The sequence below is a fragment of the Kribbella sp. NPDC004536 genome, assembly GCF_042873835.1.
Taxonomy (GTDB): domain Bacteria; phylum Actinomycetota; class Actinomycetes; order Propionibacteriales; family Kribbellaceae; genus Kribbella.
The window spans coordinates 1311934-1338018 of record NZ_JBIALY010000002.1 but is presented as its reverse complement, the minus strand read 5'-3'; the positions used below and the strand labels follow the sequence as shown (position 1 = coordinate 1338018).

Here is a 26085-nt window from a genome sequence, read left to right as displayed (position 1 = left end):
TTTGGACTGCTTCCGCGTACTAGCCTGGCGGCGCGAGAAGCAGTCCACCCGAGCCAATATGAGGAGAAGTGGACCGTTCTGAGGACCATGCCGCCCTGGCGGACCTGATCGGGCACCGGTTGAGCGTTCGCAGCGGCGGCCTGTACCGCCGGCTGGCCGACGAGATCGCCGCGCTGATCGGTTCCGCGGAGCTCCCGGTTGGCGCCCGCCTGCCGGCTGAACGACGCCTCGCCGAATCGCTCGCGATCAGCCGCGCGACAGTGGTCGCGGCGTACGACGAACTCCGTGCCCGCGGCCTGGTCGAAAGCCGGCGGGGCAGCGGTACGACAGTGGCCCGGACCGCCGGGCGGGGTCGTTCACGAGCGGACAAGCGGATGCCGGCCGGGTACGGCGAATCGCTCTTCCACCGCATCACGGTCCGCCCGGACGAGGTGATCTCGCTGACGTACGCCGTCGATCCCGGACTGCCCGAGCTCTCGTCGGAGCTGATCGACCTCGCGTCGACCGACCTGCCGGGGTTGCTCGACGACGTCGGGTACCACCCGCGCGGCCTGCCGGTACTGCGGGAACGGATCGCGGAGCACTTCACCGGATCCGGGCTGCCGACGTCGGCCGACGAGATCGTGGTGACGACCGGTGCGCACCAGGCGATCGCTCTCGTCACGCAGATGTACCTGCGCAACGGTGCCGCGGTCGCGATCGAGCAGCCGAGCTGGCCAGGGTGCTTCGACCTGTTCGGAGCGGCCGGCGGGCGCGTGGTCGGCGTACCGCTGGACGACGCGGGCATCCGGCCGGAGCTGCTGGAGGCCGTGTTCGCGGAGCACCAGCCGGCGATGTTGTTCGTGATGCCGACATTCCACAACCCGACCGGGCGGTTGATGTCGCCGGCGCGTCGCCGGCAGGTCGCGGAACTGGCCGCGCGGCACGGGGTGGTCGTGGTCGAGGACAACGCGTACTCGGCGTGGGATCCGACCGGCCCGGAGATCCCGCCGCCGTTGGCTGCGTACGCGCCGGACGACGCGGAGGTACTGACCATCGGGTCGGTGTCGAAGGCCGTCTGGGGCGGGTTGCGGATCGGGTGGATCCGGGCGTCGCGGCCGCTGGCCGAACGGCTCGCGCGGCACAAGGCGCTGGCCGATCTCGGGAGCCCGGTGATCGACCAGGCGCTGACGGCACGGTTGCTGCCGCGGCTCGGTGAGCTGACGGCGGCGCGGGCGCGGGTGGCGACCGTACGGAAGAAGCTGATGGGGGAGTTGCTCGCGGAGCGGCTGCCGGAGTGGGAGTGGTCCGCACCGGTCGGCGGGTCGGCGTTGTGGATCCGGTTGCCCGGCACCGACGCGCGGGTGTTCGCCCAGGTCGCGCTGCGGCACGGCGTCGAGGTGGTGGCGGGGCAGGCGATGGATCCGACCGGCGAGCACGACGACTACTTAAGGGTGCCGTTCGCGTACACAGAGCAAGTACTCGACGATGCCGTCACGCGGTTGGCGCGGGCGTGGCAGGAGCTCCGGCGGCACGGGCCGGCGCCAGGCGTACCGGTGGTGTGAACAGAAAGGATGGCGGCCACCCGGTGAGGTGGACCGCCATCGAAGCCTTCATGACTTTGGCGCCGTCGTTGGCGCGTTTGGAAACTGCTTGGTGTTACCGCTCGTCGTCCACCGCGATCGTCGGGGTGGCGTCGAGCCGACCGGTCTCGTCGTGGATCGTGATCGCGATGTCGCGCAGTTTCTCCGAGTGCTCCCGGCCGTGGTGGGCGCAGAAGAGCAGTTCCCCACCGCTGGTCAGGGTGACTCGGACGTAGGCCTGCGCACCGCAGCGGTCACAACGATCCGCGGCCGACAGGGCCGAACTCGGGGCGAGTGCTGTAGTCATTGAGGCCTCATCTCATCTAGTTCCGTACTCACCAGATAGCAACATCCTGACATGCGGATCGCTTCCCGGTGGGGACAACGTGTCCGTATGTGAGACGAACCACCTGTTCCCCTATGACGTTTGCTGACAAGGAATCGTTTCGTGGTACGGGGAAATCTGGTGAGCCACGGAGGCGGGGTGCTTCTTCTCTCACTGTGCGCCATGAGATCGTCACCGTCTGCTCGGAATCGGAGTGTCGTACACCACTTCGAATCGAGTCCGGATCGATACCTGTCGCGACATGTATCTCCGGTACCCGTCGGCATGTCCCGCCTGCACGTTTTTGGGGGTCGCGCCGCTTAGTCTTGTCATCTGTAAGTGAGTGAACCAGTGAAGGAGCCCTGTGGCCGCCCCGACGCCTCGCAGTACCGAGATCGACCCGGCGTACAACGCCCGCCATCTGCTCGTCCTCGAGGGTCTCGAGGCGGTCCGCAAGCGGCCGGGTATGTACATCGGGTCCACCGACAGCCGCGGCCTCATGCACTGTCTGTGGGAGATCATCGACAACGCCGTGGACGAGGCCCTGGCCGGTCACGGCGAGCGGATCGACGTGGTGCTGCACCAGGACGGTTCGGTCGAGGTGATCGACCGCGCCCGCGGCATCCCGGTCGACATCGAGCCGAAGACCAAGCTCAGCGGTGTCGAGGTGGTCTTCACCAAGCTGCACGCCGGCGGCAAGTTCGGCGGCGGGTCGTACAACGCCTCCGGTGGTCTGCACGGTGTCGGCGCCTCGGTGGTGAACGCGCTGTCAGCGCGGCTGGACGTCGAGGTCGACCGCGGCGGCACGGTCTGGACGACGTCGTTCCGGCGGGGTGTGTCGGGCGAGTTCGACGGTGACGGCGCGGACGCGTCGTTCACGCCGTCGAAGGGCCTGCGCAAGGCCGGCCGGGCCAAGCGCGGCATGACCGGCACCCGGATCCGGTACTGGGCGGATCGGCAGATCTTCACCAAGGACGCGACCTTCAACTACGACGAGCTCGTCACCCGGGCGCGGCAGACGTCGTTCCTGGTGCCGGGGCTCGAGCTGGTGATCCGCGACGAGCGCGGCGACGAGGCCACCGAGGAGCACTTCAAGCACGACGGCGGGATCAGCGAGTTCTGCGAGTTCCTCGCCACCGACCAGAAGGTCACCGACGTGGTCCGGCTGGCCGGGACCGGTCACTTCACCGAGACCGTGCCGATGCTGGACGACGCCGGCCACATGACGCCGACCGACGTCGAGCGGGACCTGGACGTCGACATCGCGGTCCGCTGGGGCGACGGGTACGAGACCGAGCTGCGCTCGTTCGTGAACATCGTCGCGACTCCGAAGGGCGGGACCCACGTCGCCGGGTTCGAGCGCGCGCTGTCGAAGAGTTTCACGAACGCACTTGACGGCACCCGGCTGCTGAAGAGCGGCGAGGAGATCATCAAGGACGACGTCCTCGAGGGGCTGACCGCGGTCGTCACGGTGCGGCTCGCCGAGCCGCAGTTCGACGGCCAGACCAAGGAGGTGCTCGGTACGCCGGCCGCGTCGCGGATCGTGGCGAAGGTCGTGCAGACCGAGCTCGAGTCGTTCCTGACCTCGACCAAGCGCGAGTTCAAGGCGCAGGCGCGGGCCGTGCTGGAGAAGATCGTCGCAGCTTCCCGGACGCGGGTCGCGGCCCGGCAGCACCGCGAGCTGCAGCGCCGCAAGACCGCGCTGGAGTCGTCCGCGCTGCCCGCCAAGCTCGCGGACTGCCGCAGCAACGATGTCGACCGGTCCGAGCTGTTCATCGTCGAGGGTGATTCCGCGCTCGGTACGGCGAAGCTCGCGCGGAGCTCGGAGTTCCAGGCGCTGCTGCCGATCCGCGGCAAGATCCTGAACGTGCAGAAGGCGTCCGTCGGCGACATGCTGAAGAACGTCGAGTGCGCGTCGATCATCCAGGTCGTCGGTGCCGGCTCCGGGCGGACCTTCGACCTCGAGCAGGCGCGGTACGGGAAGATCATCTTCATGGCCGACGCCGACTCCGACGGCGCCCACATCCGTACGCTGCTCGCCACGCTGTTCTTCCGGTACATGCGGCCGCTGGTGGAGGCGGGCCGCGTCTACACCGCCGTCCCGCCGCTGCACCGCTTCGAGCTGACGAACCCGAAGAAGGGGCAGGACAAGTACCTGTACACCTACAGCGACGCGGAGTACCAGCGGAAGACGGCCGAGCTGATGAAGAAGGGCGTCCGCTGGAAGGAGCCACCGCAGCGCTACAAGGGTCTCGGTGAAATGGACGCCGACCAACTGGCCGAAACCACCATGGACCCGCGCCACCGCACGCTGCGCCGCATCACCGTCGACGACGTCGAAGCAGCCTCCCAGGTCTTCGACCTCCTGATGGGCAACGACGTCGCCCCCCGCAAGGAGTTCCTCGTGCAAGGTGCCTACGAACTCGACGAGAACCGCATCGACGTCTGATCAGGCGGCCACCTCGAGCAGCAGCCTCGTGAGCTCGACGGGCATGGTGATCATGCAGTCGTGGCCGGTCGGCAGCTCCCGCACTCGCTCGCCGGCCGGGACGGGACGCCGGGTGATGCCCGCGGGCGTGCCCTCGAGGCAGTGGATGTGCGTACGCGGGATCGTGCGCGCGGCCGGGTTGCCCAGCCAGACAGGCTCCTGAAGGCACCGCACCGGGTGGTCCGACAGGGTCGAGCGCAACCAGGCGACGTCGTCGGGATCGGTGACCCCGAACAAGCCGAGCGGCGGCGGCAGTTCCGGCATCGGCGGAACCCGCCAGCCGTCAACGGCGACGTCGATGAGCTGCTTGGTGACCGGCAGCACGTCGACCGCGGATTCGCCGTCTTCGGGGACCATTGCGTCGAGGAAGACCAGCTGTGCGATCCGCTCCGGGAACCGGTTGGCGACTCCCGATATCACCATTCCGGCATAGCTGTGGCCGACGAGCACGACGTCGTCGAGACGCTCGCTCTCGATCAGGCCGGCGACGCCGTCGACGTGGGTTCCGAGCCCGACCTCGGGGCTCAGCAGCTGTGCCTTCTGACCGTAGCCGGTCAGCGACGGCGACAGCACCCGGTGGCCCGCCGACTCCAGCAGCGGGACCACCCGGTTCCAGATCTGCCCGTTGTGCCAGGCGCCGTGTACCAGCAGAAATGTGGTCATGGTCGTCCGGTTCCTCCTTGTGCCTCGGTACGCTTCAGTAACCGAAAACAATCCTTGATCGCACGACGCGCACCGGGCAATACGGCACATTTCGGTGACCCGGTTCTCAGGAGGTAACCATGCAGGACCCCTGTCAGGCCCGCGAAGTTCTCGGGATCGTCGGGGACAAGTGGGCGCTGCTGATCGTGCGCAACCTCAAGGACGGGCCGCGCCGCTTCACCGAACTCAAGCGGGCCACCGAGGGCATCAGCCAACGCATGCTCACCGTGACGTTGCGCGACCTCGAGCGCGACGGGATCCTGACCCGCACGGTCCACAACGTGATGCCGCCGCACGTCAGCTACGAGCTGACGACGATGGGCCGGACCCTGCGCGAGGCCACCGCACCGCTGCTGGAGTGGAGCCTCACGCACCTGTCCCGCATCGATGCCGCGCGGGTGGCGTACGACAACCGTCAGGCGGTGTGAGGGGCAGTGGGTCCTCGGCTGGCTTGTTTTGATCTGGACAACACGTTGATCGACCGCAACGGTGCGTTCATGCGATGGGCCCGGTGGTGGGTGGACGTCGAGGGGCTGGGCGAGGAGGCGCTCGAATGGTTCGTTGCCCATGACAACGGTGGGTTCCGGCCGCGGCCGGAGTTGTTCGGGCTGGCGCGCGAGCGGTTCGGGCTCGCGGCGTCGGTGGACTACCTGGTGGCGTCGTACAACGAGGAACATCCGCTGTTCGCCTGGGTTCGTCCGGCTGTCCTGGACGGGCTGGCTTCGCTGCGGGCGGCCGGTTGGCGGGTCGCGGTGGTGACGAACGGGGACCCGGCTCAGCAGGATCTGAAGCTGGAGTACACACAGATCGACAAGGCTGTCGACTACGCCTGTGTGTCCGGCGCCGTCGGTGTGCGCAAGCCGGATCCGCGGATCTTCCAGCTCGCCGCGGCGCGAACCGGGGCGACGCTGTCGGGCGGCTGGATGGTCGGCGACCACCCGGCGTACGACATCGCCGGCGGGATCGCGGCCGGCCTGCGGACGATCCGCGTCGGCCACCATCACGAGGCCGACACCCCGGCCGCCGACCACCACGTCGACGACGTCACCGACGCCTTCGCACTGATCCTCGCCGGCTGACCTGGTCCTGAAGCGACGTGGAGCCGGCGCCGTGCGCGCTGCCGCGGTGGGGTTGGGGAGGATTTGCCACCTGGATCGGGACAGGATCCTCCCCAGATCGTCATCCCTACAACCGGCGAGCGGACACGCTTCTTGCTGCAGCACGCGAACGAGCTGGCACGACGATGCCGCGCGGGACTTCGGTGCCGTCGACGGTGATCGTGGTGCGGGTTGGGGTGATTGTCACCTCGATGTGGTGGTTGCGGTGGGTGTAGTTGGTCAGTTTGATGGTGCCGGGTGGGGTGGGGCTTGGTTGGATGATGAGGGAGCCGTCGGGCTGGGGGCGGATGCCCAGCAGGCCGTGGATGATTGCTTCGGCTCCGGTGAGGCCGGCGATGACGTTGATGCGTCGGCCTGAGGCGGGGGCGGCGGGTTTGTCGCAGTAGTGGTCTTGGGGGAAGTACGGGTAGTGCTCGCCCATCCAGAGCAGGCGGCGGAGTACATCCCAGGCTTTCTCGTGTTCGCCGCGTTGCCACAGGGTGAGCGCGAGTTGGGGTGCTTCGCCCGTGTAGGCGCCGGCGCCGGACCAGTCGATGTCAGCGGTCTCGTAGTGGAGATGGTCCTCGGCGCTGACGCTGCTCACGCCGTACTCACCCAAGAACGCTCCCGGTCTCAAGTGACTGAGTAGGGCGGCTGCTACGTCGGGCGGGCACGCGTCGAGGGCGTCGAAGGCTTGGATGGAGTACGTGAGTTCGGTGTGGCCGTCGGGGTAGCGGCTGCGGAACCAGCCGGCTTGCGGGTCCCAGAGTTGATTGACCAGTTCGTCGCGGATCTCCTGTGCGTCTGCTCTCAGGGTGGACGGGAGCGCTGCACCGGTAAGGTCCGAGAGCTCGGCGAGCGTGTCGAGGGTCCAGGCGCGCTCTGCGTTGGGGCTGGCTACTACGTGCTCCCAGCCGGAGCTGCGCATTTCCAGCAGGTTGCTCTGATCGCCGTAGTCGCGGAGTGCGCCGACGGGTTGGAAGTGCTTGTCCTGGGCGGCTATCGCGTCGTACAGGCGGCGGATCAGGGCGGGGTCGAGTTCGTGGTGGGCGGAGGCGGCGCGGGTGAGAGCTACCAGGGACCAGCCGCTGTACGCGTAGGCGACGCCGAGGCCGGTGCCGTCGGGGGCGATCGCGTAGCTGTCGGTGAGGTCGGCGTCGAGGAACGACTCGATGATGTCGACGATGCTGTGGCCGAGCATCACGGTGAGCAGGTTGGGTGCGTAGCCGCCGGTGTCCCAGGCGTACGCGCACAATGCGCCTCCGTCGAGGCCGGAGGTGGCGATGAATGGGCGGGTTACGAAGTTGGGGTTGTCCCAGAGGCAGACCAGGCCGCTGGCTAGTGAGCGGCGGTAGTACTGCTCGAGGGCTGGTAGGTCGGAGGTTAGTACTGGGAGTCGCTTCAGTTCGTCGTCCGTACGGTACGCGCTTGGATGTCCGACGGTGAGGACGAATGTTGTTTCGCCGTGGGGCTGCAGTGTTTGCCTAGGACTGGTGTGTTGGAACGGCAGGGTGGTGGGCTCGGTTGCGGTGGGTTGGGTTGCGGTGGGCTGGGTTGCGGTGGGCTGGGTTGCGGGGCGTGGGGTGGTGGTGGGCTGGGTGGTGGTGGGTGGGGTTGTGGTGGGTGGGGTTGTGGTGGGTGGGGGGACCCAGCCCCAGGTGTTCAGGGGGACTTGGTGTGGGGGTGTGGGGGATGGGGTCGGGTGGATGGTGAGGGTGTGGGGGTTCGCGGTGCGGTTGGTGAATTTGAGGGTGAGGGTGTAGCCGGGGGTGGGGTGGTTGGGGGTGAGGGTGGATTCGACGGTGAACGAGGTGAGGTGGCCGTCGGTGTAGTGGTGGTACGTGCCTTGGCGGACGACGCGGTCGGGATACCAGGTGCCGCCGGCAGGGAGGAGGCCTCGGTTGCCGGCGCCGGGGCGGGTGGCGTCGAGGACGAGACGGCCGTCGACCTCGAACGTGAAGGTCAGGTGGCTGTCGGGGGCCGCCAGCGGGGGAGCGAACCAGCCGCCGACCCCGCAGACGGTGTTCGGCAGCGGGGTGACGGTGGTACTGCCGCTGTGCGCCCAGATCTGGTTGGGCGGCGCCGCGCGGCGCAGGTCGAAGGCGAAGTCGTCGAGGGCATAGGGCGGCATGGGCGGCCTTCCTGGGAGCCAGGACTGTCTACGTGGTGGGTGGACGTGATGGACCGGCCGGCGGCAGGTGATCCCGGCCTGCGTAGGACCGGTCCAACACGGTAGGGCGATGGTGGCACGTGGTCGACGTACGGCGCAATGGGCTGCGGGGAAACCGTTTGCGCATCAGGTGTTGACGCCGTACGGAGCCGCTGTTACGTTCCGGTGCACAGCCCGTTGGACCAGTCCAACGGATCGAGAGAGAAGGACCGCCGGATGGCGAAGCTGACGATTCGCGACATCGCCGCGCTGTCCGGTGTGTCCAAGTCGACCGTCTCCCTGGTGCTGAACAACAGCCCGAAGGTCGACCCCGCGACGAGGCGGCACGTGCTCGCGGTGATGCGCCGCAACCGGTACGTGCCGAGCTTCGCGGCGACCGCGCTGGCCAAGGGCAGCACCCGGCTGATCGGCATGGTCGTCCCGGGGCTGTCCTGGCACATGGTTGCCTCGATCAACATCGGCGTGGCCGCGGTGACCGAACGCAGCGGGTTCGACATCATCCTCTACACGGCGACCAACGACCGTGACTACGGTTCGCTGATCGACCGGATCCTCACGTCGAGCATGGTTTCCGGGTTGCTCGTGGTCAGCCACGAGCAACCGTTGGAACCGCTCGTCCAGCTGCATGCCGAAGGCCTGCCGGTGGTGCTGGTAAACACAGTCGACGCCGACGTCGCGCTGCCCTCGGTGACCGCGGACAACTACGACGGCGCACTGACCGCGATGGACCACCTGCTCCAACTGGGACACGAGCGCATCGCCTGCGTGCAGGGCCGGATGGTCTACCGGTGCTGCCAGGACCGCTACCGCGGCTACCTGGACGCACTCCGATCGGCCGGTATCCAGCCCGATCCCGAGCTCACCAAACCCGGGGACTTCGTACCCGAGCAGATCCGTGCCCGGTCGCGGGAGCTGTTCGCGCTGCCTGCCGACCAGCGGCCGACGGCGGTCTTCGCGCATTCGGACGTGACGGCGTACGCGGTCATGACCGCGGCCGCCGACGCCGGGTTGCGAGTACCGGAGGACGTCTCGGTGATCGGTTTCGACGACATCGAGTCGGCGGCCCAGATCCGGCCGCCGCTGACCACCATCCAGCAACCGTTCGTCGACATGGGCAAGCGCGCGGCGGAGCTGCTGCTCGCCGCGATCGGCCCGGCTGACGAAGCGATCGACGAGGAACCACCGGCCGCGGAGCTGCCGCGACTGGTGATGCCGACCAGCCTGATCGTCCGGGCGAGTTGTGGGCCGGTGCCCGTGACCAGGTCCCCGCGCGGACGTACGCCGAGCAGCAAGGCTCAGACCACCAAGGCGCAGACCACCAAGGCCTGATCCGGACCGGATCGAGGTCCCGCCCGACCGCCCACCCACAGCAGCTCCTCCCTGTCAGGACCCCGGCCTCGGCCGGCCGGTCCGTGCTGCTGTGCGCCCTCTGGAAGGAATCCCTCCAGTGATCAGAGAACTGGCCACCGGGGTGACCGTGGCCCTCCTGGCCGCGATCGCGGTTCAGCCCACCGCTCGCGCCGACGTCACCCCGATCGAGGTGCTCCCGTCCGACGCCGTCGCCAACTTCACCGAATTCAAGAGCCTCCCGGCCGATGCAACTCAACAAGTTCCAATTGGAAACAATCCGAACTTCGACAAGGCACTGCAGATCGCCGTACCGAACGCCCCACAGAGCCAGGGCCTCGACGGCGAGTACGAGATCACCCTCGGCGTACCGGCTGCTGCCACGGTGACCGAAGGCGACGCGATGGTCGCCACGATCTGGGCACGGTCGATCTCGCCCGGCACCGGCAACGCCCACCTGGTGTTCGAGACCGACGGCTCGCCGTACAAGAAGTCGCTCAACGCCGCGCTGCAGTACGGGACCGACTGGCAGCAGTTCCAGTTCCCGTTCCGCGCCGCGACGACGTACACGGCCGGTACGACGACTGCCGCGCACCTGAACCTCTGGCTCGGGTACGGCGTGCAGACGTTCCAGATCGCCGGCGTCTCCGTCCAGGATTGGGGTCCCGGTACTCCAGCCGGCTACCCACAGGCGACGTACGTCGGCCGCGACGCGAACGCGGCCTGGCGTACGGCGGCCAACACGCGGATCGACCAGTACCGTAAGGGAAACCTGAACGTCTCGGTCGTCGACCCGGCGGGTAACCCGGTCAGCGGAGCGACCGTGTCCGCGGTCCAGCAGACGAGTGCGTTCAAGTTCGGGGCCGCGTCCGACGGCGCGCACCTGATCGGCGATCCGTCCGGGGGGATCAGCGGGACGGATCTCACGCAGTACCAGACGAAGTACTCGACGCTGTTCGACCAAGGGGCCCTGGGCAACAACCTGAAGTGGAACCATTGGGAGAACCCGGTCGAACGGGACACGATCACGCTGCCCGCGCTGCAGTGGATGCGCGAACACGGGCTGCGGATCCGCGGGCACAACCTGGTCTGGCCGTCCTGGGGCTACCTGCCCCCCGACGTGAGTTCACTGCAGAACGACCCGGCCGCACTTCGTACGAGGGTGGACAACCACATCGCCGACGAAGCAGGCACCCTCGCCGGGCTGATCGACGAGTGGGACGTGGTGAACGAGCCGTACTCCGAGCACAACCTGCAGGACATCCTCGGGCCGGACGAGCTGGCTTCGTGGTTCCGGCTCGCGCGCCAGGCCGACCCGAACGCGCAGCTGGCGCTGAACGACTACGGCCTGGTCGAGAACAACGGCTGGGAGGGCCGGCACCGGGACAAGGTGTACTCGATGGTGCAGTCGATCAAGGCCGCCGGTGCACCGATCGACGTGGTCGGATTCGAGAGCCACTTCAACGGTGTCCAGCTGACGTCGCCGGACACCTTGCTGTCGATCGTCGACCAGTTCGCCGGGCTCGGGGTGGAGGTCGCGGTGACGGAGTTCGACGTCGACACCGACGACCAGCAACTGCAGGCGGACTACACGCGCGACTTCATGACCGCGATGTTCTCCGATCCGAACGTCAACCAGATCAGCAACTTCGGCATCTGGACGAAGAACATCTACAACCCGCGCGTCGCGCTCTACAACGACGACTGGTCGGCCAAGCCGAATGCGCAGGTCGTCGACAATCTGATCAACCACCAATGGCACACGAGCGTGACCGGCACGACCAGCGCCGCCGGGCCTTACACGACGCGCGGTTTCCTCGGTGACTACCTGGTGACAGTCACCGTTAACGGCATCGCCAAGCAGGTCAAGGTGGCGATGCCGACCAACGCCGGCGCCTCGGTGAAGGTGATCACGGACGGCATCTCCACGACAGTACGTACGGACCAGCCGAATCCGATCGGTGACGGCGACTTCGAGAGCGGTACCCGCGGCTGGACCCCACTCGGCACCGGACCAGCCACCGCGGCGAATGCACACAGCGGCCACACCGCGCTGGCTTTGAACCCAGGCTCCGGCGTGACGCAGAACCTGACCGGCCTCACGCCTGGCACCAGCTACCTGCTGTCTGGTTGGGGGAGGCTGAACGGCGGAGGCACGCAGTGCTACGTGGGCGTCCGTGGCGGCGCGACAGCCGGTACGCCGACCTTCCAGTACGAGCTGTCGTACGCCGACGAACGTGCGTACACGCAGAAGCTGGCCGCGTTCACCCCACCGGCGGGGACGACGTGGACGCAGGCGTTCGCATGGTCCAACCCGAACCCGGTGTCGACACAATGCACCCTCGACGACCTCGCGATCACCCCGACCGACGGCACACCGCCACCCGCACAGGGGCCGCCGGCAGTCACGCCGTACCTGCCGACGCCGTCGGTGCTGGCGAACGGGTCGCTCGAGAACCAGTCCAACACCACCGGCTGGTACTGCCTCGGCACCTGCCCGCTGAAGAACGCGTCGACGACTCCACACACCGGGAGTGGTGATCTCTCGGTCACGGGGAGAGCTGCTGCTTGGGCTGGACCCGCGCAGGGTGTGGCGGTGGCGAACGGTGGGCTCTACGACTCCTCCGCGTGGGTCAGACTCGCCAGTGGATCCGACACAGCGACCGTGAGTCTGAAGCTGACTACGTCGACGGGTTCGACCACGTTGCGGCTCGGTTCGGCGCTGGTGTCCAGTACGGGCTGGACGCAGCTCTCGGCGGCGAACGTGGCGGTCACCTGGACCGGGACGCTGTCGAAGGCCGAGTGGTGGATCAGCACGGCTACCGGGACCGGCGATCTGCTCGTCGACGACGCCTCGTTCGCGCCGATGGCGGCCGCTGCTCCACCGTCGACAGGCCCCGCGGAAACCGTGTTCAACCCGGTACAGCCGACGGCTGCATGCGTCGTGCACAACACAGGTGACAACACCTACACCGCGTACTTCGGCTACTCCAACGCGAACAACTACTACATCCCCGTCCCGATCGGGACGGACAACGCGTTCAGCCCCGGGCCGTCGGACCGCGGCCAGAGCGTCTCGTTCTTGCCGTACCAGCGTCCGCGGCGCGTCGCCGTGACGTGGGACGGAAGCCTGCTCACCTGGCGGCTCGGCGCCCTGACCCAGACCGCGTCGTCGGCCACGCCGGCCTGCAGCTAAGTCACTGGAGGAACAACTCATGTCATCACGCATCTCACGACGCACCCTGCTCGGCGGGGCGCTCGGACTGGCCGGCGCGGGTACGCTCGCGGCCTGCTCTTCCGGCAGCAACGCCAACGGGTCCAAGGCCGCGACCACGATCACCTACTGGGACTGGTACGCAAGCCAGGCTGGCTGGGTCGACAACGAGATCAAGCTGTTCCAGCAGGCGCACCCGGGAATCGCGGTCAAGAAGACGACCCAGGTCAGCGACAAGTACGCGGACCTCGTGTCGCTGGCGTACCGGAGCAACAACGCGCCGGACATCCTGATGATCCCGAAGAGCCCGCAGCTGAGCCAGCAGATCTCACAGAACTGGCTGCTGCCGCTGGACAAGTGGGCCACCGACTCGTGGCAGGGAAGGTTCCCGCAGAACAGCTTCGTCGAGGGTGTCGACGTGTTCAGCAGCAAGGTCTACACGGCACCGTTCGCTGCGCCGGCACCGTCGCTGCAGCTCTACGTGCATCACGGTGTCTTCAAGGACGTCGGTCTGACCAACGCCGACGGCAGTGTGAAGCTGCCGAAGACCTGGGACGATGTCAGCAGCGCGGCGGACGCGATCGCGTCCAAGAGCGGCGGCAAGGTCGCGCCGTTCGGATTCGGCAACTCGACGAACACGACCCTGGCCTGGTGGCTCGATCTGTTCGTCCGCGGTGCCGGCTCGCCGGGTGGTGCGGCCGTCGGCGGGATCGACGGGATGGACTACCGCGTCGGCAAGTGGACGTACGGCAGCGACCGGAACTACCTCGACGTCGTGAACCTGCTGCTCGAGTGGAAGAACAAGAACTGGTTCTACCCGAACTCGATGAGCATCTCCGACGAGCAGGCCCGGGCGTTCTTCGAGCGTGGCAAGTTCGGGATGACCGTCGGTGGTGTGTGGAACCAGCCGGAGTGGTCGCAGCACAAGTTCACGGAGTACAGCCTGGTCACGCTGCCGACACCGTCCGCGGGCGATCCCAAGGCGCTGTTCTACGGGCCGCCCGGCGGCAAGTTCGTCGCGGTGAACTCGAAGACGCCGCACGCCGACGAGGCGTGGGCCTGGTTCGACTGGCTGTACAGCCCGGAGGCGGGCAAGCGCTGGGTCGAGCAGGGGCAAGGGTTGTCCGTCTACGCGAAGAACAACGACCCCAAGGCTGTGAAGTTCGCTCCGTTCGCGCAGTATGTCGCGATGTCCGGCGCGGCCGTGGTGGGTCCGCAGCCGACGATCCGCAACCCGAAGGTCAGCGCCGTCCAACTGCCTGCGGTGAAGCCCGACATCAACGACGTGCTTGCGGGTGTCTACACCGGACAGCTGAAAGACCCGCAGGGCGCTCTGAACGAGTTGACCGACAAGATGAACCAGGCGCTGAGTGACGCGATCACCAAGGCGCCCGGTGTCGGCGCGAAGGACTTCATGTTCCCGGACTGGGATCTGACGAAGGCCTACACCACCAAGCCGGGCGCCTGATGCGGCGCCGCACCTACCTGTGGTCGTACGTCTACCTGGCACCGATGATGGTGCTGCTCCTGGTCTTCGTCGTGTACCCGATCGTCGCGTCGCTCGGGTACACCTTCTACAAGTGGGACGGGATCGGCGACCCGTCGAACTTCGTCGGCCTGGACAACTTCCGGCAGATCCTGCACGACAGCATCTTCTGGCGGGCCCTCGGCCATACGTTCGTGTACGCAGCCTTCGTCGTACCGGTGCAGCTGGTCCTCGCGCTGGCGCTCGCACTCGTACTGAACAACAAGCGACTGCGGTTCGCGTCGTTCTACCGGACGCTGTTCTTCCTGCCGGTGGTCACGTCCGCGGCCGTGATCGGCGTCGTCATCCAACTCCTGGTGTCGAACTTCGGCGACTCGATCAACACGTTCCTGCTGAAGCTCCGGCTGATCCACCAGCACATCGACTGGCTGGGGGACCCGCACTTCGCGCTCGCGATCATCATCCTGGTCGGGATCTGGCACACGTTCGGCTACAACCTGGTGTACTTCCTGGCCGGCCTGCAGACGATCCCGGACGAGCTGTACGAGGCCGCCCGGCTGGACGGGGCCGGGCGGATCGCGATGTTCCGGTACATCACCATCCCGATGCTGCGCGCGGTCGGTGTGGTGATCGTGATCCTGGCGGTGATCGGTACGTTCCAGATCTTCGACCTGGTGCAGGTCCTGACCAGTGGGGGCCCGTTCTTCGCGACCGAGGTCGTGAACACGTACATCTATCACCTGGCGTTCGGCGGCAGTAACGCGAACGCCGTACAGCCCGACATCGGCCTCGCCTCGGCTGCGTCGTTCGTGTACGGACTCCTGCTGATCGCGTTCTCCGTCGTCCAAGTCGTCGTACTGCGATCGCTCGGCAGAAGGCGTGGTACGGCATGAGGCGGCGGGGCGTGACGGTCATGACGCATGTCGCGCTGCTGGTCAGCGGGCTGGCGTGGCTGTACCCGTTGTTCTGGGCGCTGGGGAGTTCGCTGAAGAGCGACGACGACTTCTTCTCCGACGGGCTGAACCCGATGCCGTCGCACTTCCTGTGGGCCAACTATCTGACGGCATGGCAGGAGGCGTCGTTCAGCCGGTACTTCATGAACACAATACTGATCACTCTCGGCACCGTCGTGATCACTTTAGTAGTCACTTCCGGCGCCGGATATGTGCTTGCCCGGACGCGTTTCCCGGGCCGTGGATTCTGCCTCGGGCTGGTGTCGGCGACGTTGTTCCTGCCGCACGGCTACACGATCATCCCGGTCTTCGACCTTATGCAACGGCTGCACCTGCTGAACAGCCTGTGGTCGGTGATCATCGTGCAGGCGTCCGGGGGAGTGGTGTTCGGAACCTTCCTGTTCATGGGCTACTTCATGGCCGTCGACAAGGAACTCGAGGACGCCGCGCAGGTCGACGGCGCGAACTTCCACCAGACGTTCCTGCGGATCATGCTGCCGCTGTCCGGCCCGATGCTGGCGACCGTCGGGTTGTTCACCGCGATCACCGCTTGGAACAGCTTCTTCGTACCGCTGGTGTTCACACTCGGCCGGCCCGAGCTGCGCACGCTGGCGATCGGAATGTACGCGTTCATCGGTGAGAACTCGACCGACTGGACGCTGCTCTGCGCGGGCACGGTGATCACGCTCGCGCCGATCATCCTGCTCTTCGTGCTCCTGCAACGGTTCTTCGTCAACGGCCTGGCCGGCGCGGTCAAGCAATAGGGGGATTCATGCGTACAGCGATCGTCGGGACCGGTCACCGGGCCCAGTTGTTCACCGAAGGGCTGGCCAAGCGGGACGCGTACGACGTGGTCGCGTTGTGCGACCCGAACTCGGTCCGGATGGCGTTCCACAACCGGATGCTGCTCGCGGCGGGCCGACGTACGGCGCACCTGTGGCCGCCGGCGCGGTTCGAGGAGATGCTGCGGGTCGAGCGGATCGAACTCGTCGTGGTGACGAGCGTCGACGCCACGCACGACCACTACATCGTCGCGGCGCTGCGGGCCGGTACGCGGGTGATCTGCGAGAAACCGATGACGACCGATGCGGCGAAGGCGCAGCGGATCCTCGACACCGTTCGCGAAACGGGCGGCTCGTTGTCGGTCGCGTACAACTACCGCTTCAATCCGGTGCATCGGCGAGTGCGGCAGTTGCTGGCCGAGGGCGCGATCGGGCGGGTGCACTCGGTGCACTTCGAGTGGATGCTCGACGTGTCGCACGGTGCGGACTACTTCCGGCGCTGGCATCGCGACAAGGCGAACTCCGGCGGGCTGATGGTGCACAAGGCCAGTCACCACTTCGATCTCGTGAACTGGTGGCTCGGCGCAGAGCCATGTCTTGTCTACGCCCGCGGACAGCTCGCGTTCTACGGGCCGGATCGCGAACACGGGTACGCGCGGGAATACCAACGTGCACACGGATCCGCGGCCGCGGCGGACGATCCGTTCGCGCTCCACCTGGCCGACAACACGACGATGCGGGAGCTGTACCTCGATGCCGAGGGAGAGGACGGGTACTACCGGGACCGCAACGTCTTCGCGCCCGGCGTGACGATCGAGGACGACATGGCCGTACTGGTCACGTACGACACCGGCGCGACGATGACGTACCACCTGACGGCGTACGCGCCGTTCGAGGGCTACCGCGTGGTGTTCAACGGATCAGGCGGCCGGCTCGAGCTGAATGTCGAAGAGTCGACATTTACCAGCATCGCGCTGCGGCCGCTGTGGGCTGAGCCGGTCGATCACACGGTGCCGCACGACCACGAAGGACACGGTGGCGCCGACCCGCGGGTTCTGGCCGCGCTGCTTGACGGAGAACCGACCGACGGCGCGTCGATCGCTGACGGGCGACAGGCCGCTCTCGCTCTGGTGACGGGACTGGCGGCCAATCGATCCTTCGAGACCGGACTGCCGGTCCGTACCGATGAGATCCTGAAGCTGTGATCACAATACTGATCACGTGATCAGTATTGTGATCATGACAGGGCTGCCCTCAGGACTGCGTGCGCGCCGGCGACGATCGCGTCCCGATTGGCCTCGTACGTCGGGTCCGTGATCGCGGTCTTGTTCGTGAGGTCGAAGCTCAGCACTGGGACGTGCAGGTGGCCGGCGGGCATCGACGGGTCGAGCAGGTCGCGCTGCAGAGTGTTGCGGTAGGCAACTTCGTTCGAGAGGTAGCCGCCGCCGGTGCCTTCGGATGCGATCGATCCGGCTGTCGGGCCGTCCGGACGCCGTACGGGCGTGGTCTCGCCGGCTGGGATCTCTAGCACCGACGTGTTGACCCGGGTGCGGAACGGCGCGACGTCGGCCTGCGCCATCCGGGCCAGCGGCAGGCTGGACGTGATCCACTCCGGACCGGCCGGCATGCTCGGGGAGACGACCGGTGCGCTGATGGTGCCGCCGCCCCAGAGGTTGTTGTTGTCGCCGATCGAGCTGACCGAGCGGCGCCGGCCGTTGAACACCTCGAGATCGAAGATGCCGGCCCGGCCCTGGCTCGCCGTCATCACCAGGTCCGCGTGCTGCGGTCCGGGGCGGTAGTGCGGCGCGAGCGCGTTCTCCACCATGCTCTCGTCGAAGTCGGTGTAGCGGACCGGGAAGATGGCGGTCTGGATCTCGTACGTCGTCCCGTTCACCGTCCAGCGTTGCCCGTCGAGGGTGAGGGCGTTCGCGCCAGACGGGTTGCCGATCCGGATGTCGGCGTCGAGGGTGAACGGGTCGAACCCGGTGACCAGGATCTTGCGCACGCCCGTGCCGAAGTGGGTGCTGGTGATGCCGCGGGAGGCGTACTCGAAGGAGCGCATCAGCTCGGCGCGGTCCGCGGTACCAAGCCCGAAGGCAGGCTGCCACTGGCGAAGGGTCAGCGCCATGGAGATGCGTGCCCAGTAGAGGCCGCGGTCATCGGTCGAGGGGAGTGCGCCGGTGCCACTCGGCGCGTGTTGCGCCCGGTAGGTCGCCGCACGCCACAACGCCTCGCCCTGTGCGCGGACCAGCGCGGTGGCCGCCTGGCGGTTGGGCACTCGGCAGAGCAGCTGCGCGAACAGCGTCACCTGCCGGTCGAAACCCGACCGTCGCAGGATCTCCGCGGGCACTGACGGGCCGCCGTTGATCCCTCGGCTCAACCGCTGCTCTTCGACGGTGCCGACAACGGATTGATCCAGGCAGCCGGTAACACGTCCGCCGCGGAGCACGGGCGCGCTGTCGGGTAGCGCATGTGCGACCGGAGCGCCGGACAGGACGGCCGTCAACGCCAGTGCGCCGGCAACGAGGGAGCGGTGGAATGAGCTGGGGCGGAGTCTCATACCTGGTGTCTATCAGATTTCCCGCCCGGAACCGAGAATTCGTCGGAACCCGCGCCTTCTGCAGACTGTATGCAATCTGCTACGTTCGATGGGTGAGGAATCTGTCCCGGCGCGGTCTGCTGGCCGCCGCCCTCGCCGCGGGTGCCGCCGGTTGTGCTCGAGTGCCGGATCCAGTTGCCGACGGCAACCAGGCGTTGGCGCGGCTGCTCGCCGGGAACAAGCGGTTCGTGGCCGCGCAGGAGCAGTACCTGGACGAGGGCGTGGCCCGGCGCCTCGCGGTGAGCCAGGGCCAGCGTCCGTTCGCGACGGTCCTGGGCTGCATCGACTCGCGTGTCCCGATCGAGCTCGTCTTCGACCAGGGGCTGGGCGACCTGGTCGTCGTGCGTACCGCGGGCGGGGCGCTCGACCGCTCTGTCATCGGCAGCCTGGAGTTCGGCATCGCAGAGCTGCACACGCCGCTCCTACTGGTCCTGGGCCACCAGCGCTGCGGCGCTCTCGACGCCACCATCAAAGCCGTCGACACCCCGACCACGCACCCCGGCAGCCTCGGCTACCTGATCGACACCCTCACACCTGCAGTCCGTCAAGCCCCACCCGGCGACCGCCTGACGAACGCCGTCCACACCAACATCACCCACATCCTCGACCAACTCCGCCGCTCACCCGTCATCCGCCCCCTAGAACAATCCGGCAAACTAACCCTCACCGGCGCCTACTACGAACTGGACACCGGCAAGGTCAGCATCACGTGAGGTTGGAGCGATTGAAGCCGTACGCGCGTTCCACGCGGGCGACTTCGATGTGGTAGTCGGCGTACCACTGGTCGCGGCCGAGGCGTTGGGCCTCGAGGTGTTCGGGGTGTTGTTTCCACGCGCTGATCGACTCGGCGTCGCGGTAGTACAGGACGGTGAGGTCGCGGCCGTCGGCGCCGGTGAGGGACTCGCGGCCGAGGTAGCCGGGCTGCTCGCGGCCGAGTTCGCCCATCCGCTTGTCCATCGCCGCGTAGCCGTCGAGGTTGCCGGCGTCGAGCTTCGAGCTGATGATGACGGCGTAGTACGGCGGCTCGGGTCGGGTGAACGCCATCAGTCGATCTGGGTGAGGCGGCCGTTGTCGACGTCGTACATGAAGCCGCCGACCAGGATGTCCTCGCCGATCAGCGGGTGTTCGCGGACCGCGGCGACGTCGCGGCGGAGCGCCTCGTGCTGGTCGGGGATGACCGAGATCGGCAGGTAGCCGGCCGGTTTCCCGGCGGCCAGTTCGACCTTGGCGCGGAGCTCGTCCTCGGACATCGCGGCCATCGCGCACCGGGTGTGCGGGATGATCATGATCCGCTTGACGCCGAGCAGTTGGACGCCGAGGACCAGCCCGGTCATCGTGATCTCGGTGACGCGGCCGCCGGCCGAGCGCAGCACCTTCGCATCGCCGGGCTTCAGGCCGAGCATCTCCAGCGGCGGGATCCGCGAGTCCATACAGGTGACCAGGCCGATGCCGGCGTGGGCGATCCCGTCGAAACCGCCGTAGTGGAAGTCGGCGGCGTACTCGGCGTTGGCCGCGAGCAGGTCCTCGAAGCCGCCGCTCATCGGACTGGACCTGACACTGGGGTACCGGCTTGCAGGATCGACATGGCGAACGGTTCCTTTCCGCAGGAGTCCGGACGGGGTGGGTCGGCCGGTGCGCTGGTCACCGGCACGATCCAGGATCGGCCGTCGACGTGCTGGACGGTGACGGCGTCGGCCTCTTCGCCGTCGACGTGCAACGCATCCAGGGCGAACTCGCCGATGAGTTCGCGGACGGCGACTTCGGCCGCCTGACCGCGCTTGGTCCAGGTGGACCGACCGCGCAGCCCGGTCAGAACTGTTTCCCCACGGTCGGCCGCGGCGAGAATCTCGACCGCGGTGTCGACCGTGAGCTGGCCGTGCATAGTGCCGGCCGGCAGGTACGTCGCGGTCGGCGCGAACCGGTGCCCGCCGAGATGGTTGGCCTCCCACACCCGCCCCGGTACCCGCTCGGCGAGGCCCGTGACGAGCGGCCGCCCGAGGATGGCGCAGCAGCCGTCGCGCTTGCCGTTTGTACATACGAGAACAATCGGATCGTCGACGACCGCCAGGCTGGGCAGCGAGGCGAGGACCGCGGCACGGTCGCCGCGGGCCACGGAGTCGAGGTCCAGGGCGCTCAGTTCAGAAGGGTGGGCGATGCAGCCGCCGAGCAGCCAGCTGCGGCCTGGTGTGGTGGAGGCGACGAACACCTGGTGTGAGCGCTCGACGGCGTCTGCGTGCCGGCCGGGGGAGCGGATCAGCCCGAACCGTACGTCGACCTTCTTGCAGTCGTCGTCGAACCTCCCGCCGAAGACCGGGTCGAGGTGGCTCTGCGTCGGCGCCTTCGCGCCCCACGGGCCGGGCTGCTCGACGACGACCCAGCCGGTCGCGACGACCGCCGTACCCGGCAACGGCTCCTGCAGCACCCGACAGAACGTCGAGCACAGGCCGGCAGCGGGGGCAGGGGTCACAGCTTCACGGTACGCGACCTGAGACGGCCGTCCCTCATGATGATCATCATGTGTGCGCTGTACCACTCCGGCCGAGCAGGAACAGGCCGAGAACGGCGGCCAGCAAGGCGCACACGGCGGCACCGGCGAAGATTGCGTGAACTTGTGAAACGGCCGCGTCCAGCAGGGCGTCGACGTACGGCCGGCAGTTCGCGGGCGTGGACGGGCAGAGTTCGTTGGGGGATTTGATGCCGTCGGCAATCGCGTAGTACCGGCGCAGACCGATCGCGGTGAGCGCGGACACGCCGACCAGCATGCCGACCATCCGCGCGACCACCACGAGCGCGCTGACCAGTCCGTGGCTGCCGGCGGGGGTCGCGCCGAGCATCGCGGTGTTCACCGGCGAGAGCGCGAGCCCGAACCCGAAGCCGCAGACGAGCAGTACGACGGTCGCGGGCCAGTGGTCGAGCGCCGTACGGCTCCAGAACGCCATCACCAGGAACATCGCCCCGGACAGCGCGAGGCCGACGCCGGTGATCAGCCCGAGCCCGTACCGCCGCGTCAGCCACCCGCCGGCCACCGCGCCGATCGGCAGCGCGACCAGGAACCGCAGCAGCACCAGCGCCGCCGCGAGCTGTCCGCCGCCCTGCGTGGCGCGCGCGAAGACCGGTACGTCGACCAGCGCCGCGATCAGCGCGCAACCGATCAGGAAACTGACCAGCAACGACCCCCAGGCGGGACGCGCACCGAGCAGGCCGCGCGGCACGATCGCGGCGGCCGTACGGCGTTGCCACAACGCGAACGCGATCGCGAAAACCGCGGCAGCGACCAGCAGCCACGGTCCGGCCGGCGACATCAACTGCTTCTCGGGGTCGGCCGTGGCGAACGCCAGGACGACACCCGCGAGCGCGAGAGCCAGCAACAAGGCGCCTACGAGATCCACTTGCGACAGCAGACCGTGCAGATGCCCGCGAGTCCGCCACAGCACCAGTGCCAGCCACACGAACGCCAGCACCAAGGTGGCGACACCGATCGGCGTCAGCAGCCGCGACGTACCTGTGAACGGTACGAACGGCAGCCCGAGCGTCACGCCCGACGCAAGACGCTCTGGAGCAGTCAGCGTGAGTCCAAGGGCAACGCACGCGAGCACCCCGACGACAGCTGACGGGGGAGGCCGTCGCCGACCGCGGAGGCTCAACGCGAGGACGAGAGCAACCACCAGATTGAGCCAGAAAATGTACCGCCAGTCGGCCACCGCGAGCACTGCAGCGCCCAGCAACGGCCCGAGCACCGACCCGAGTTCTTGGACCGCGCCGACCACACCCAGCGGCAGTCCGCGCCGCTCGGCCGGCCACAGATCGGCGACCAGGGCCAGCGTGGCAGGCACCAGCCCGCCACCGCCGACGCCCTGAAGAAACCGACCGGTTACCACCAGCGGCAGGTCGTACGCCCCGGCTGTCACCAACGACCCGACCGCGAACAACAGCAACGCCCCGACGAGTACCGGCGTACGCCCGACCACGTCGGCGATCCGGCCGATCAACGGCAGCACCGCGATGTACCCGAGCAGGAACCCCGAGATGATCGGCGCCGCCCGCTGCAGTTCGTCCGCGGACAACCCGACCCCGGTCATCATGTCCGGCAACGCCAGCACCACGACGTACGTGTCGGCGGCCGCGAACGCGACCGCGATGGACGCGAGCGTCAGCCGGGTCCGCGCCGAGCTCGGGCTCACGGTTTGGTGATCTCGACCTTCTCGCCGTACTTGTCGAGGGTGACGTCGTAGCTGCTGGTGGCACCGGAGTAGAACGGGCCGGTGATGGTCGCCGACACCAACTGCTTGGTGGACTTGTCGATCTTGAACGAGCTCGGGAAGTCCTGGTCGGCCGGCGCCTTCGGGAAGATGCCCTGCAGCGACTTGCCCTCGACGGATCCGGTGACCTCGGTGAGGACCTTCGAACCGTCGCGGGTCTGGCCCTTGACCTTCGGGTCCTTCAACGTCGGCAGTACCGCGGTGAGGCCCTTCGCCGGGTCGAGCAGGATCGCCGGGTCCGGCGCGCCGAGCCCGGCCAGCTGGCTCGGCGACAACTCGATGAAGGCCGGCGAGAACGACACCTTCGCGTAGACCTTGCTGCCGACGGCGACGACCTCGGCGTCGAGCGAGGAGCCGTTCGTGTTGACGGTCAGCTTGCCCTTGAAAGCCGGCGCGTGCGTGGCGACGCCGTCACCGCTGGCCAGCGTCTGCGCGTCGGCGGGCAGGTCACGCCCGGTCAGCACGATGTGCACGCTGGCCGCCTGGTCGATCGCCTGCTTCGCACCGGTCAGCAGCGCGACCGCGTCGTCACCGCCGCTGTTTCCGCCGCCGGTGTCCTTCTTGCCACTGCAGCCCGTCAGCGCAAGGGCGACGACCGCGCAGAGCGCGAGCACTCTCTTCACGGGATCAGCCTGCCAGATCGGAAGCGCACGCAGCGATCGGCTGCGCCACCGGTACGCCGGAACCGTCGCGCCGCGGGTCGACCGGCGGCAGCTCGACCGGCGCACCACTGCTCGCGCTGGCCTTCACCGGCGCGGCGCCGACGTACCCGAGCAGCAGGCCGTCCTCACCCTTGAGCAGTCGCTGGCAGCGCACACCACCGGTCCCGCGGCCCTTGCCCGGGTACTCGCTGAACGGCGTGACCTTCACCGCGCCGACCTCGGTCCCCGGCAGCGCCGATGACGAGCCCGCGATCGTGACGACCTGCGCCTCGCGGGCGGTGTCCACAGCACCGAAGAACACGACTTTCGCGTTGGCCGCGAGCCGTACGCCGGCCATACCGCCCGCGGTCCGGCCCTGCGGCCGTACGGCGGAGGCCGGGAAGTGCAGGAGCTGCGCGTCCGACGTGATGAAGCACAGCTCCTCGTCGCCGGTGGTCAGCTCGACCGCGCCGATCACCTCGTCGCCGTCCTTCAGGCCGATGATCTCCCACGAGTCCCGGTTGCTCAGGTGGTCCGGTACGACCCGCTTCACCACGCCGCCGGTCGTTCCCAGCGCGACCCCGACCGACTCCGGATCCATCGTGGTCAGTGCGAGCGCCTTCTCGCCCGGGTCCAGCGACACGAACTCCGCGATCGGCGCGCCACCCTGCAGGTTCGGCGCGTTCGCCGTCGTCGGTACGGCGGGCAGGTCGAGCGACTCGAGCCGGATCAGCCGGCCGGCACTGGTGACCAGCCCGTACTGACCACGGGCGGTGCTCTTGATCGCGGACACGATCGCGTCGTGCTTGGCCCGCGACTCGGTGGCACCGAACGGCTCGACGCCGTTGGTCCGGGCCAGCAGCCCGGTGGAGCTCATCAGGATCCAGCACGGGTCGTCGCTGACCTCGAGCGGCACGGCGGCCGTCTTGGTCGCGCCGGACGACTCCAGCAGCACGGTCCGGCGCGGCGTCCCGTACGTCTTGGCGACCTCGGCGAGCTCGTCGGAGACCATCTTGCGGAGCAGTGCAGGGTCCTCGATGATCGCGGTCAGCGCCTCGATCTCGCGCTCCAGCTCGCCCTTCTCGGTCTCCAGTTCGAGCTTGGAGAACTTCGTCAGCCGGCGCAGCGGCATGTCCAGGATGTAGTTCGCCTGGATCTCGGACAGGTCGTAGATCTCGATCAGCCGGGACCGGGCCGCGGCCGAGTCGTCGCTGCTGCGGATCACCTGGATGACCTCGTCGATGTCCAGGATCGCGATCAGCAGGCCGTCGACGATGTGCAGCCGGTCCTGCGCCTTCTTCCGGCGGAACTCGCTGCGCCGCCGGGTCACGACGTACCGGTGGTCGAGGTAGACCTCGAGGAGTTCCTTCAGGCCGAGCGTCCGCGGCTGGCCCTCGACCAGGCAGACGTTGTTGACGTGGAACGCGTCCTCGAGCGGGGTCAGCTTGTAGAGCTGCTCCAGCAGCGCCTCGGGGACGAAGCCGTTCTTGACCTCGATCACCAGCTGGGTGCCGTGCGTCCGGTCGGTCAGGTCCTTGACGTCGGCGATGCCCTGGAGCTTCTTGCTCTGCACCAGGGTCTTGATCTTCTCGATCACCTTCTCCGGGCCGACCGAGTACGGCAGTTCGGTGACCACGATGCCCTTGCGGCGCGGGGTGACGTTCTCGATCCGGGCGGTGGCGCGCATCTTGAAGCTGCCGCGCCCGGTCGCGTACGCGTCCTTGATGCCTTCCAGGCCGACGATCTTGCCGCCGGTCGGCAGGTCCGGGCCGGGCACGAACCGCATCAGGTCGTCCAGGTCGGCGCCCGGCGTCTTGATCAGGTGCCGGAGCGCCTGGATCACCTCGACCAGGTTGTGCGGAGCCATGTTGGTGGCCATCCCGACCGCGATCCCGGCGGCGCCGTTGACCAGCAGGTTCGGGAAGGCGGCCGGCAGGACCGACGGCTCCTCCTCCTGGCCGTCGTAGTTCGGCCGGAAGTCGACGACGTTCTCGTCCAGCCCGTTCGTCATCGCCATCGCCGACGGCGCCATCCGGCACTCGGTGTATCGCATCGCGGCCGGACCATCGTCCAGAGATCCGAAGTTGCCGTGGCCGTCGATCAGCGGGACCCGCATCGACCAGGGCTGGGCGGTGCGGACCAGGGCGTCGTAGATGGCGCCGTCGCCGTGTGGGTGGTACTTACCCATCACTTCACCGACGACGCGGGCCGACTTCACGTGGCCGCGGTCGGGGCGGATGTTGTTCTCCGCCATCGAGAACAGGATCCGGCGCTGGACCGGCTTCAGCCCGTCCCGCGCGTCCGGGAGCGCTCGGGAGTAGATCACCGAGTAGGCGTACTCGAGGTAGCTGGTGCGCATCTCGTCGGAGACGTCGACGTCGAGGATGTGCTCCTCGAAGTCCTCGGGTTCGGCGGTGCTGGTACGGCGTGCCATACGGTTCTACGAACTCCTCGATCAAG

The 26085-nt window shown here is 67.9% G+C and carries 21 protein-coding genes; 11 read left to right on the top strand and 10 right to left on the bottom strand.

Going from position 1 to position 26085, the window contains the following annotated elements; genetic code table 11:
- Positions 1-68: 68 nt before the first annotated feature.
- Entirely contained in the window at positions 69-1544 is a 1476-nt protein-coding gene (locus ACFYRU_RS21170) for a PLP-dependent aminotransferase family protein (RefSeq protein ID WP_387661503.1), read from the top strand.
- 94 nt (positions 1545-1638) lie between these two features.
- Here ACFYRU_RS21170 and ACFYRU_RS21165 read toward each other — a convergent pair whose 3' ends face one another.
- Positions 1639-1869 carry a hypothetical protein gene (locus tag ACFYRU_RS21165; RefSeq protein ID WP_387661500.1) on the bottom strand — a complete coding sequence of 77 codons (231 nt, stop codon included), beginning with the start codon at positions 1867-1869 and terminating at the stop codon, positions 1639-1641.
- 382 nt (positions 1870-2251) lie between these two features.
- Between ACFYRU_RS21165 and ACFYRU_RS21160 the strand changes: the two genes are divergently transcribed.
- Entirely contained in the window at positions 2252-4336 is a 2085-nt protein-coding gene (locus tag ACFYRU_RS21160; RefSeq protein WP_387661498.1) for a type IIA DNA topoisomerase subunit B, read from the top strand.
- Here the strand turns inward: ACFYRU_RS21160 and ACFYRU_RS21155 are convergent, their stop codons facing one another.
- Positions 4337-5038: an alpha/beta fold hydrolase gene (locus tag ACFYRU_RS21155; protein ID WP_387661495.1), complete on the bottom strand. Its 702-nt coding sequence runs from the start codon at positions 5036-5038 to the stop codon at positions 4337-4339.
- A 119-nt stretch (positions 5039-5157) separates the two neighbouring features.
- Here ACFYRU_RS21155 and ACFYRU_RS21150 point away from each other — a divergent pair, with 119 nt between their 5' ends.
- The gene (locus ACFYRU_RS21150; protein ID WP_387661492.1) at positions 5158-5505 is read left to right on the top strand and encodes a winged helix-turn-helix transcriptional regulator; all 348 of its coding nucleotides are present in this window, start codon (positions 5158-5160) and stop codon (positions 5503-5505) included.
- Between the two features lie 6 nt (positions 5506-5511).
- A complete protein-coding gene (locus tag ACFYRU_RS21145) occupies positions 5512-6156 on the top strand; it encodes an HAD family hydrolase (protein WP_387661489.1) in 645 nt (214 codons plus the stop codon).
- A gap of 106 nt (positions 6157-6262) precedes the next feature.
- On the opposite strand, the gene ACFYRU_RS21140 is transcribed toward ACFYRU_RS21145, so the two are convergent.
- Entirely contained in the window at positions 6263-8305 is a 2043-nt protein-coding gene (locus ACFYRU_RS21140) for a hypothetical protein (protein WP_387661487.1), read from the bottom strand.
- 255 nt (positions 8306-8560) lie between these two features.
- On the opposite strand from ACFYRU_RS21140, the gene ACFYRU_RS21135 reads away from it, so the two are divergent.
- The 6 genes from ACFYRU_RS21135 (at position 8561) to ACFYRU_RS21110 (ending at position 17331) form a co-directional block, all read left to right on the top strand.
- A complete protein-coding gene (locus ACFYRU_RS21135) occupies positions 8561-9673 on the top strand; it encodes a LacI family DNA-binding transcriptional regulator (protein ID WP_387661484.1) in 1113 nt (370 codons plus the stop codon).
- Between the two features lie 118 nt (positions 9674-9791).
- The gene (locus ACFYRU_RS21130; protein ID WP_387661481.1) at positions 9792-12887 is read left to right on the top strand and encodes an endo-1,4-beta-xylanase; all 3096 of its coding nucleotides are present in this window, start codon (positions 9792-9794) and stop codon (positions 12885-12887) included.
- 19 nt (positions 12888-12906) lie between these two features.
- Positions 12907-14373, top strand: a complete 1467-nt coding sequence (locus ACFYRU_RS21125; protein ID WP_387661478.1) for an ABC transporter substrate-binding protein — start codon at positions 12907-12909, stop codon at positions 14371-14373.
- Complete coding sequence (locus ACFYRU_RS21120; RefSeq protein ID WP_387661475.1) at positions 14373-15284, top strand: carbohydrate ABC transporter permease; 912 nt, start codon at positions 14373-14375, stop codon at positions 15282-15284. Before ACFYRU_RS21125 ends, ACFYRU_RS21120 begins: the two co-directional genes overlap by 1 nt.
- Positions 15285-15304: 20 nt before the next feature.
- On the top strand, positions 15305-16108 hold the full coding sequence (locus tag ACFYRU_RS21115) for a carbohydrate ABC transporter permease (protein WP_387661472.1): 804 nt from the start codon (positions 15305-15307) through the stop codon (positions 16106-16108).
- Between the two features lie 8 nt (positions 16109-16116).
- Positions 16117-17331 carry a Gfo/Idh/MocA family protein gene (locus ACFYRU_RS21110; RefSeq protein WP_387661469.1) on the top strand — a complete coding sequence of 405 codons (1215 nt, stop codon included), beginning with the start codon at positions 16117-16119 and terminating at the stop codon, positions 17329-17331.
- A gap of 32 nt (positions 17332-17363) precedes the next feature.
- Here ACFYRU_RS21110 and ACFYRU_RS21105 read toward each other — a convergent pair whose 3' ends face one another.
- Complete coding sequence (locus ACFYRU_RS21105) at positions 17364-18686, bottom strand: hypothetical protein (protein ID WP_387661466.1); 1323 nt, start codon at positions 18684-18686, stop codon at positions 17364-17366.
- 92 nt (positions 18687-18778) lie between these two features.
- On the opposite strand from ACFYRU_RS21105, the gene ACFYRU_RS21100 reads away from it, so the two are divergent.
- Positions 18779-19438, top strand: coding sequence for a carbonic anhydrase (locus tag ACFYRU_RS21100; RefSeq protein WP_387661463.1), 660 nt, complete (start codon positions 18779-18781; stop codon positions 19436-19438).
- Here the strand turns inward: ACFYRU_RS21100 and ACFYRU_RS21095 are convergent.
- Genes ACFYRU_RS21095 through ACFYRU_RS21070 form a run of 6 tightly spaced genes read right to left on the bottom strand, consistent with a single transcriptional unit; the run spans position 19431 to position 26059 of the window.
- Entirely contained in the window at positions 19431-19769 is a 339-nt protein-coding gene (locus ACFYRU_RS21095; protein ID WP_387661460.1) for an antibiotic biosynthesis monooxygenase family protein, read from the bottom strand. The genes ACFYRU_RS21100 and ACFYRU_RS21095 overlap by 8 nt on opposite strands.
- On the bottom strand, positions 19769-20266 hold the full coding sequence (locus tag ACFYRU_RS21090; protein WP_387661457.1) for a beta-class carbonic anhydrase: 498 nt from the start codon (positions 20264-20266) through the stop codon (positions 19769-19771). Before ACFYRU_RS21090 ends, ACFYRU_RS21095 begins: the two co-directional genes overlap by 1 nt.
- Entirely contained in the window at positions 20263-21192 is a 930-nt protein-coding gene (locus ACFYRU_RS21085; protein ID WP_387661454.1) for a sucrase ferredoxin, read from the bottom strand. Before ACFYRU_RS21085 ends, ACFYRU_RS21090 begins: the two co-directional genes overlap by 4 nt.
- A gap of 46 nt (positions 21193-21238) precedes the next feature.
- A complete protein-coding gene (locus tag ACFYRU_RS21080) occupies positions 21239-22906 on the bottom strand; it encodes an MFS transporter (protein ID WP_387661451.1) in 1668 nt (555 codons plus the stop codon).
- A complete protein-coding gene (locus ACFYRU_RS21075; protein WP_387661448.1) occupies positions 22903-23607 on the bottom strand; it encodes an LppX_LprAFG lipoprotein in 705 nt (234 codons plus the stop codon). Before ACFYRU_RS21075 ends, ACFYRU_RS21080 begins: the two co-directional genes overlap by 4 nt.
- A 4-nt stretch (positions 23608-23611) precedes the next feature.
- Positions 23612-26059: a DNA topoisomerase (ATP-hydrolyzing) subunit A gene (locus tag ACFYRU_RS21070; RefSeq protein WP_387661445.1), complete on the bottom strand. Its 2448-nt coding sequence runs from the start codon at positions 26057-26059 to the stop codon at positions 23612-23614.
- Positions 26060-26085: the final 26 nt, after the last annotated feature.

Coding starts and splice junctions, on each gene's coding strand:
- ACFYRU_RS21115 (WP_387661472.1), top strand. CDS start 15,305: ATGACGCATGTCGCGCTGCTGGTCAGCGGGCTGGCGTGGCTGTACCCG.
- ACFYRU_RS21155 (WP_387661495.1), bottom strand. CDS start 5,038: ATGACCACATTTCTGCTGGTACACGGCGCCTGGCACAACGGGCAGATC.
- ACFYRU_RS21110 (WP_387661469.1), top strand. CDS start 16,117: ATGCGTACAGCGATCGTCGGGACCGGTCACCGGGCCCAGTTGTTCACC.
- ACFYRU_RS21090 (WP_387661457.1), bottom strand. CDS start 20,266: ATGAGCGGCGGCTTCGAGGACCTGCTCGCGGCCAACGCCGAGTACGCC.
- ACFYRU_RS21140 (WP_387661487.1), bottom strand. CDS start 8,305: ATGCCGCCCTATGCCCTCGACGACTTCGCCTTCGACCTGCGCCGCGCG.
- ACFYRU_RS21150 (WP_387661492.1), top strand. CDS start 5,158: ATGCAGGACCCCTGTCAGGCCCGCGAAGTTCTCGGGATCGTCGGGGAC.
- ACFYRU_RS21105 (WP_387661466.1), bottom strand. CDS start 18,686: ATGAGACTCCGCCCCAGCTCATTCCACCGCTCCCTCGTTGCCGGCGCA.
- ACFYRU_RS21125 (WP_387661478.1), top strand. CDS start 12,907: ATGTCATCACGCATCTCACGACGCACCCTGCTCGGCGGGGCGCTCGGA.
- ACFYRU_RS21095 (WP_387661460.1), bottom strand. CDS start 19,769: ATGGCGTTCACCCGACCCGAGCCGCCGTACTACGCCGTCATCATCAGC.
- ACFYRU_RS21165 (WP_387661500.1), bottom strand. CDS start 1,869: ATGACTACAGCACTCGCCCCGAGTTCGGCCCTGTCGGCCGCGGATCGT.
- ACFYRU_RS21135 (WP_387661484.1), top strand. CDS start 8,561: ATGGCGAAGCTGACGATTCGCGACATCGCCGCGCTGTCCGGTGTGTCC.
- ACFYRU_RS21070 (WP_387661445.1), bottom strand. CDS start 26,059: ATGGCACGCCGTACCAGCACCGCCGAACCCGAGGACTTCGAGGAGCAC.
- ACFYRU_RS21120 (WP_387661475.1), top strand. CDS start 14,373: ATGCGGCGCCGCACCTACCTGTGGTCGTACGTCTACCTGGCACCGATG.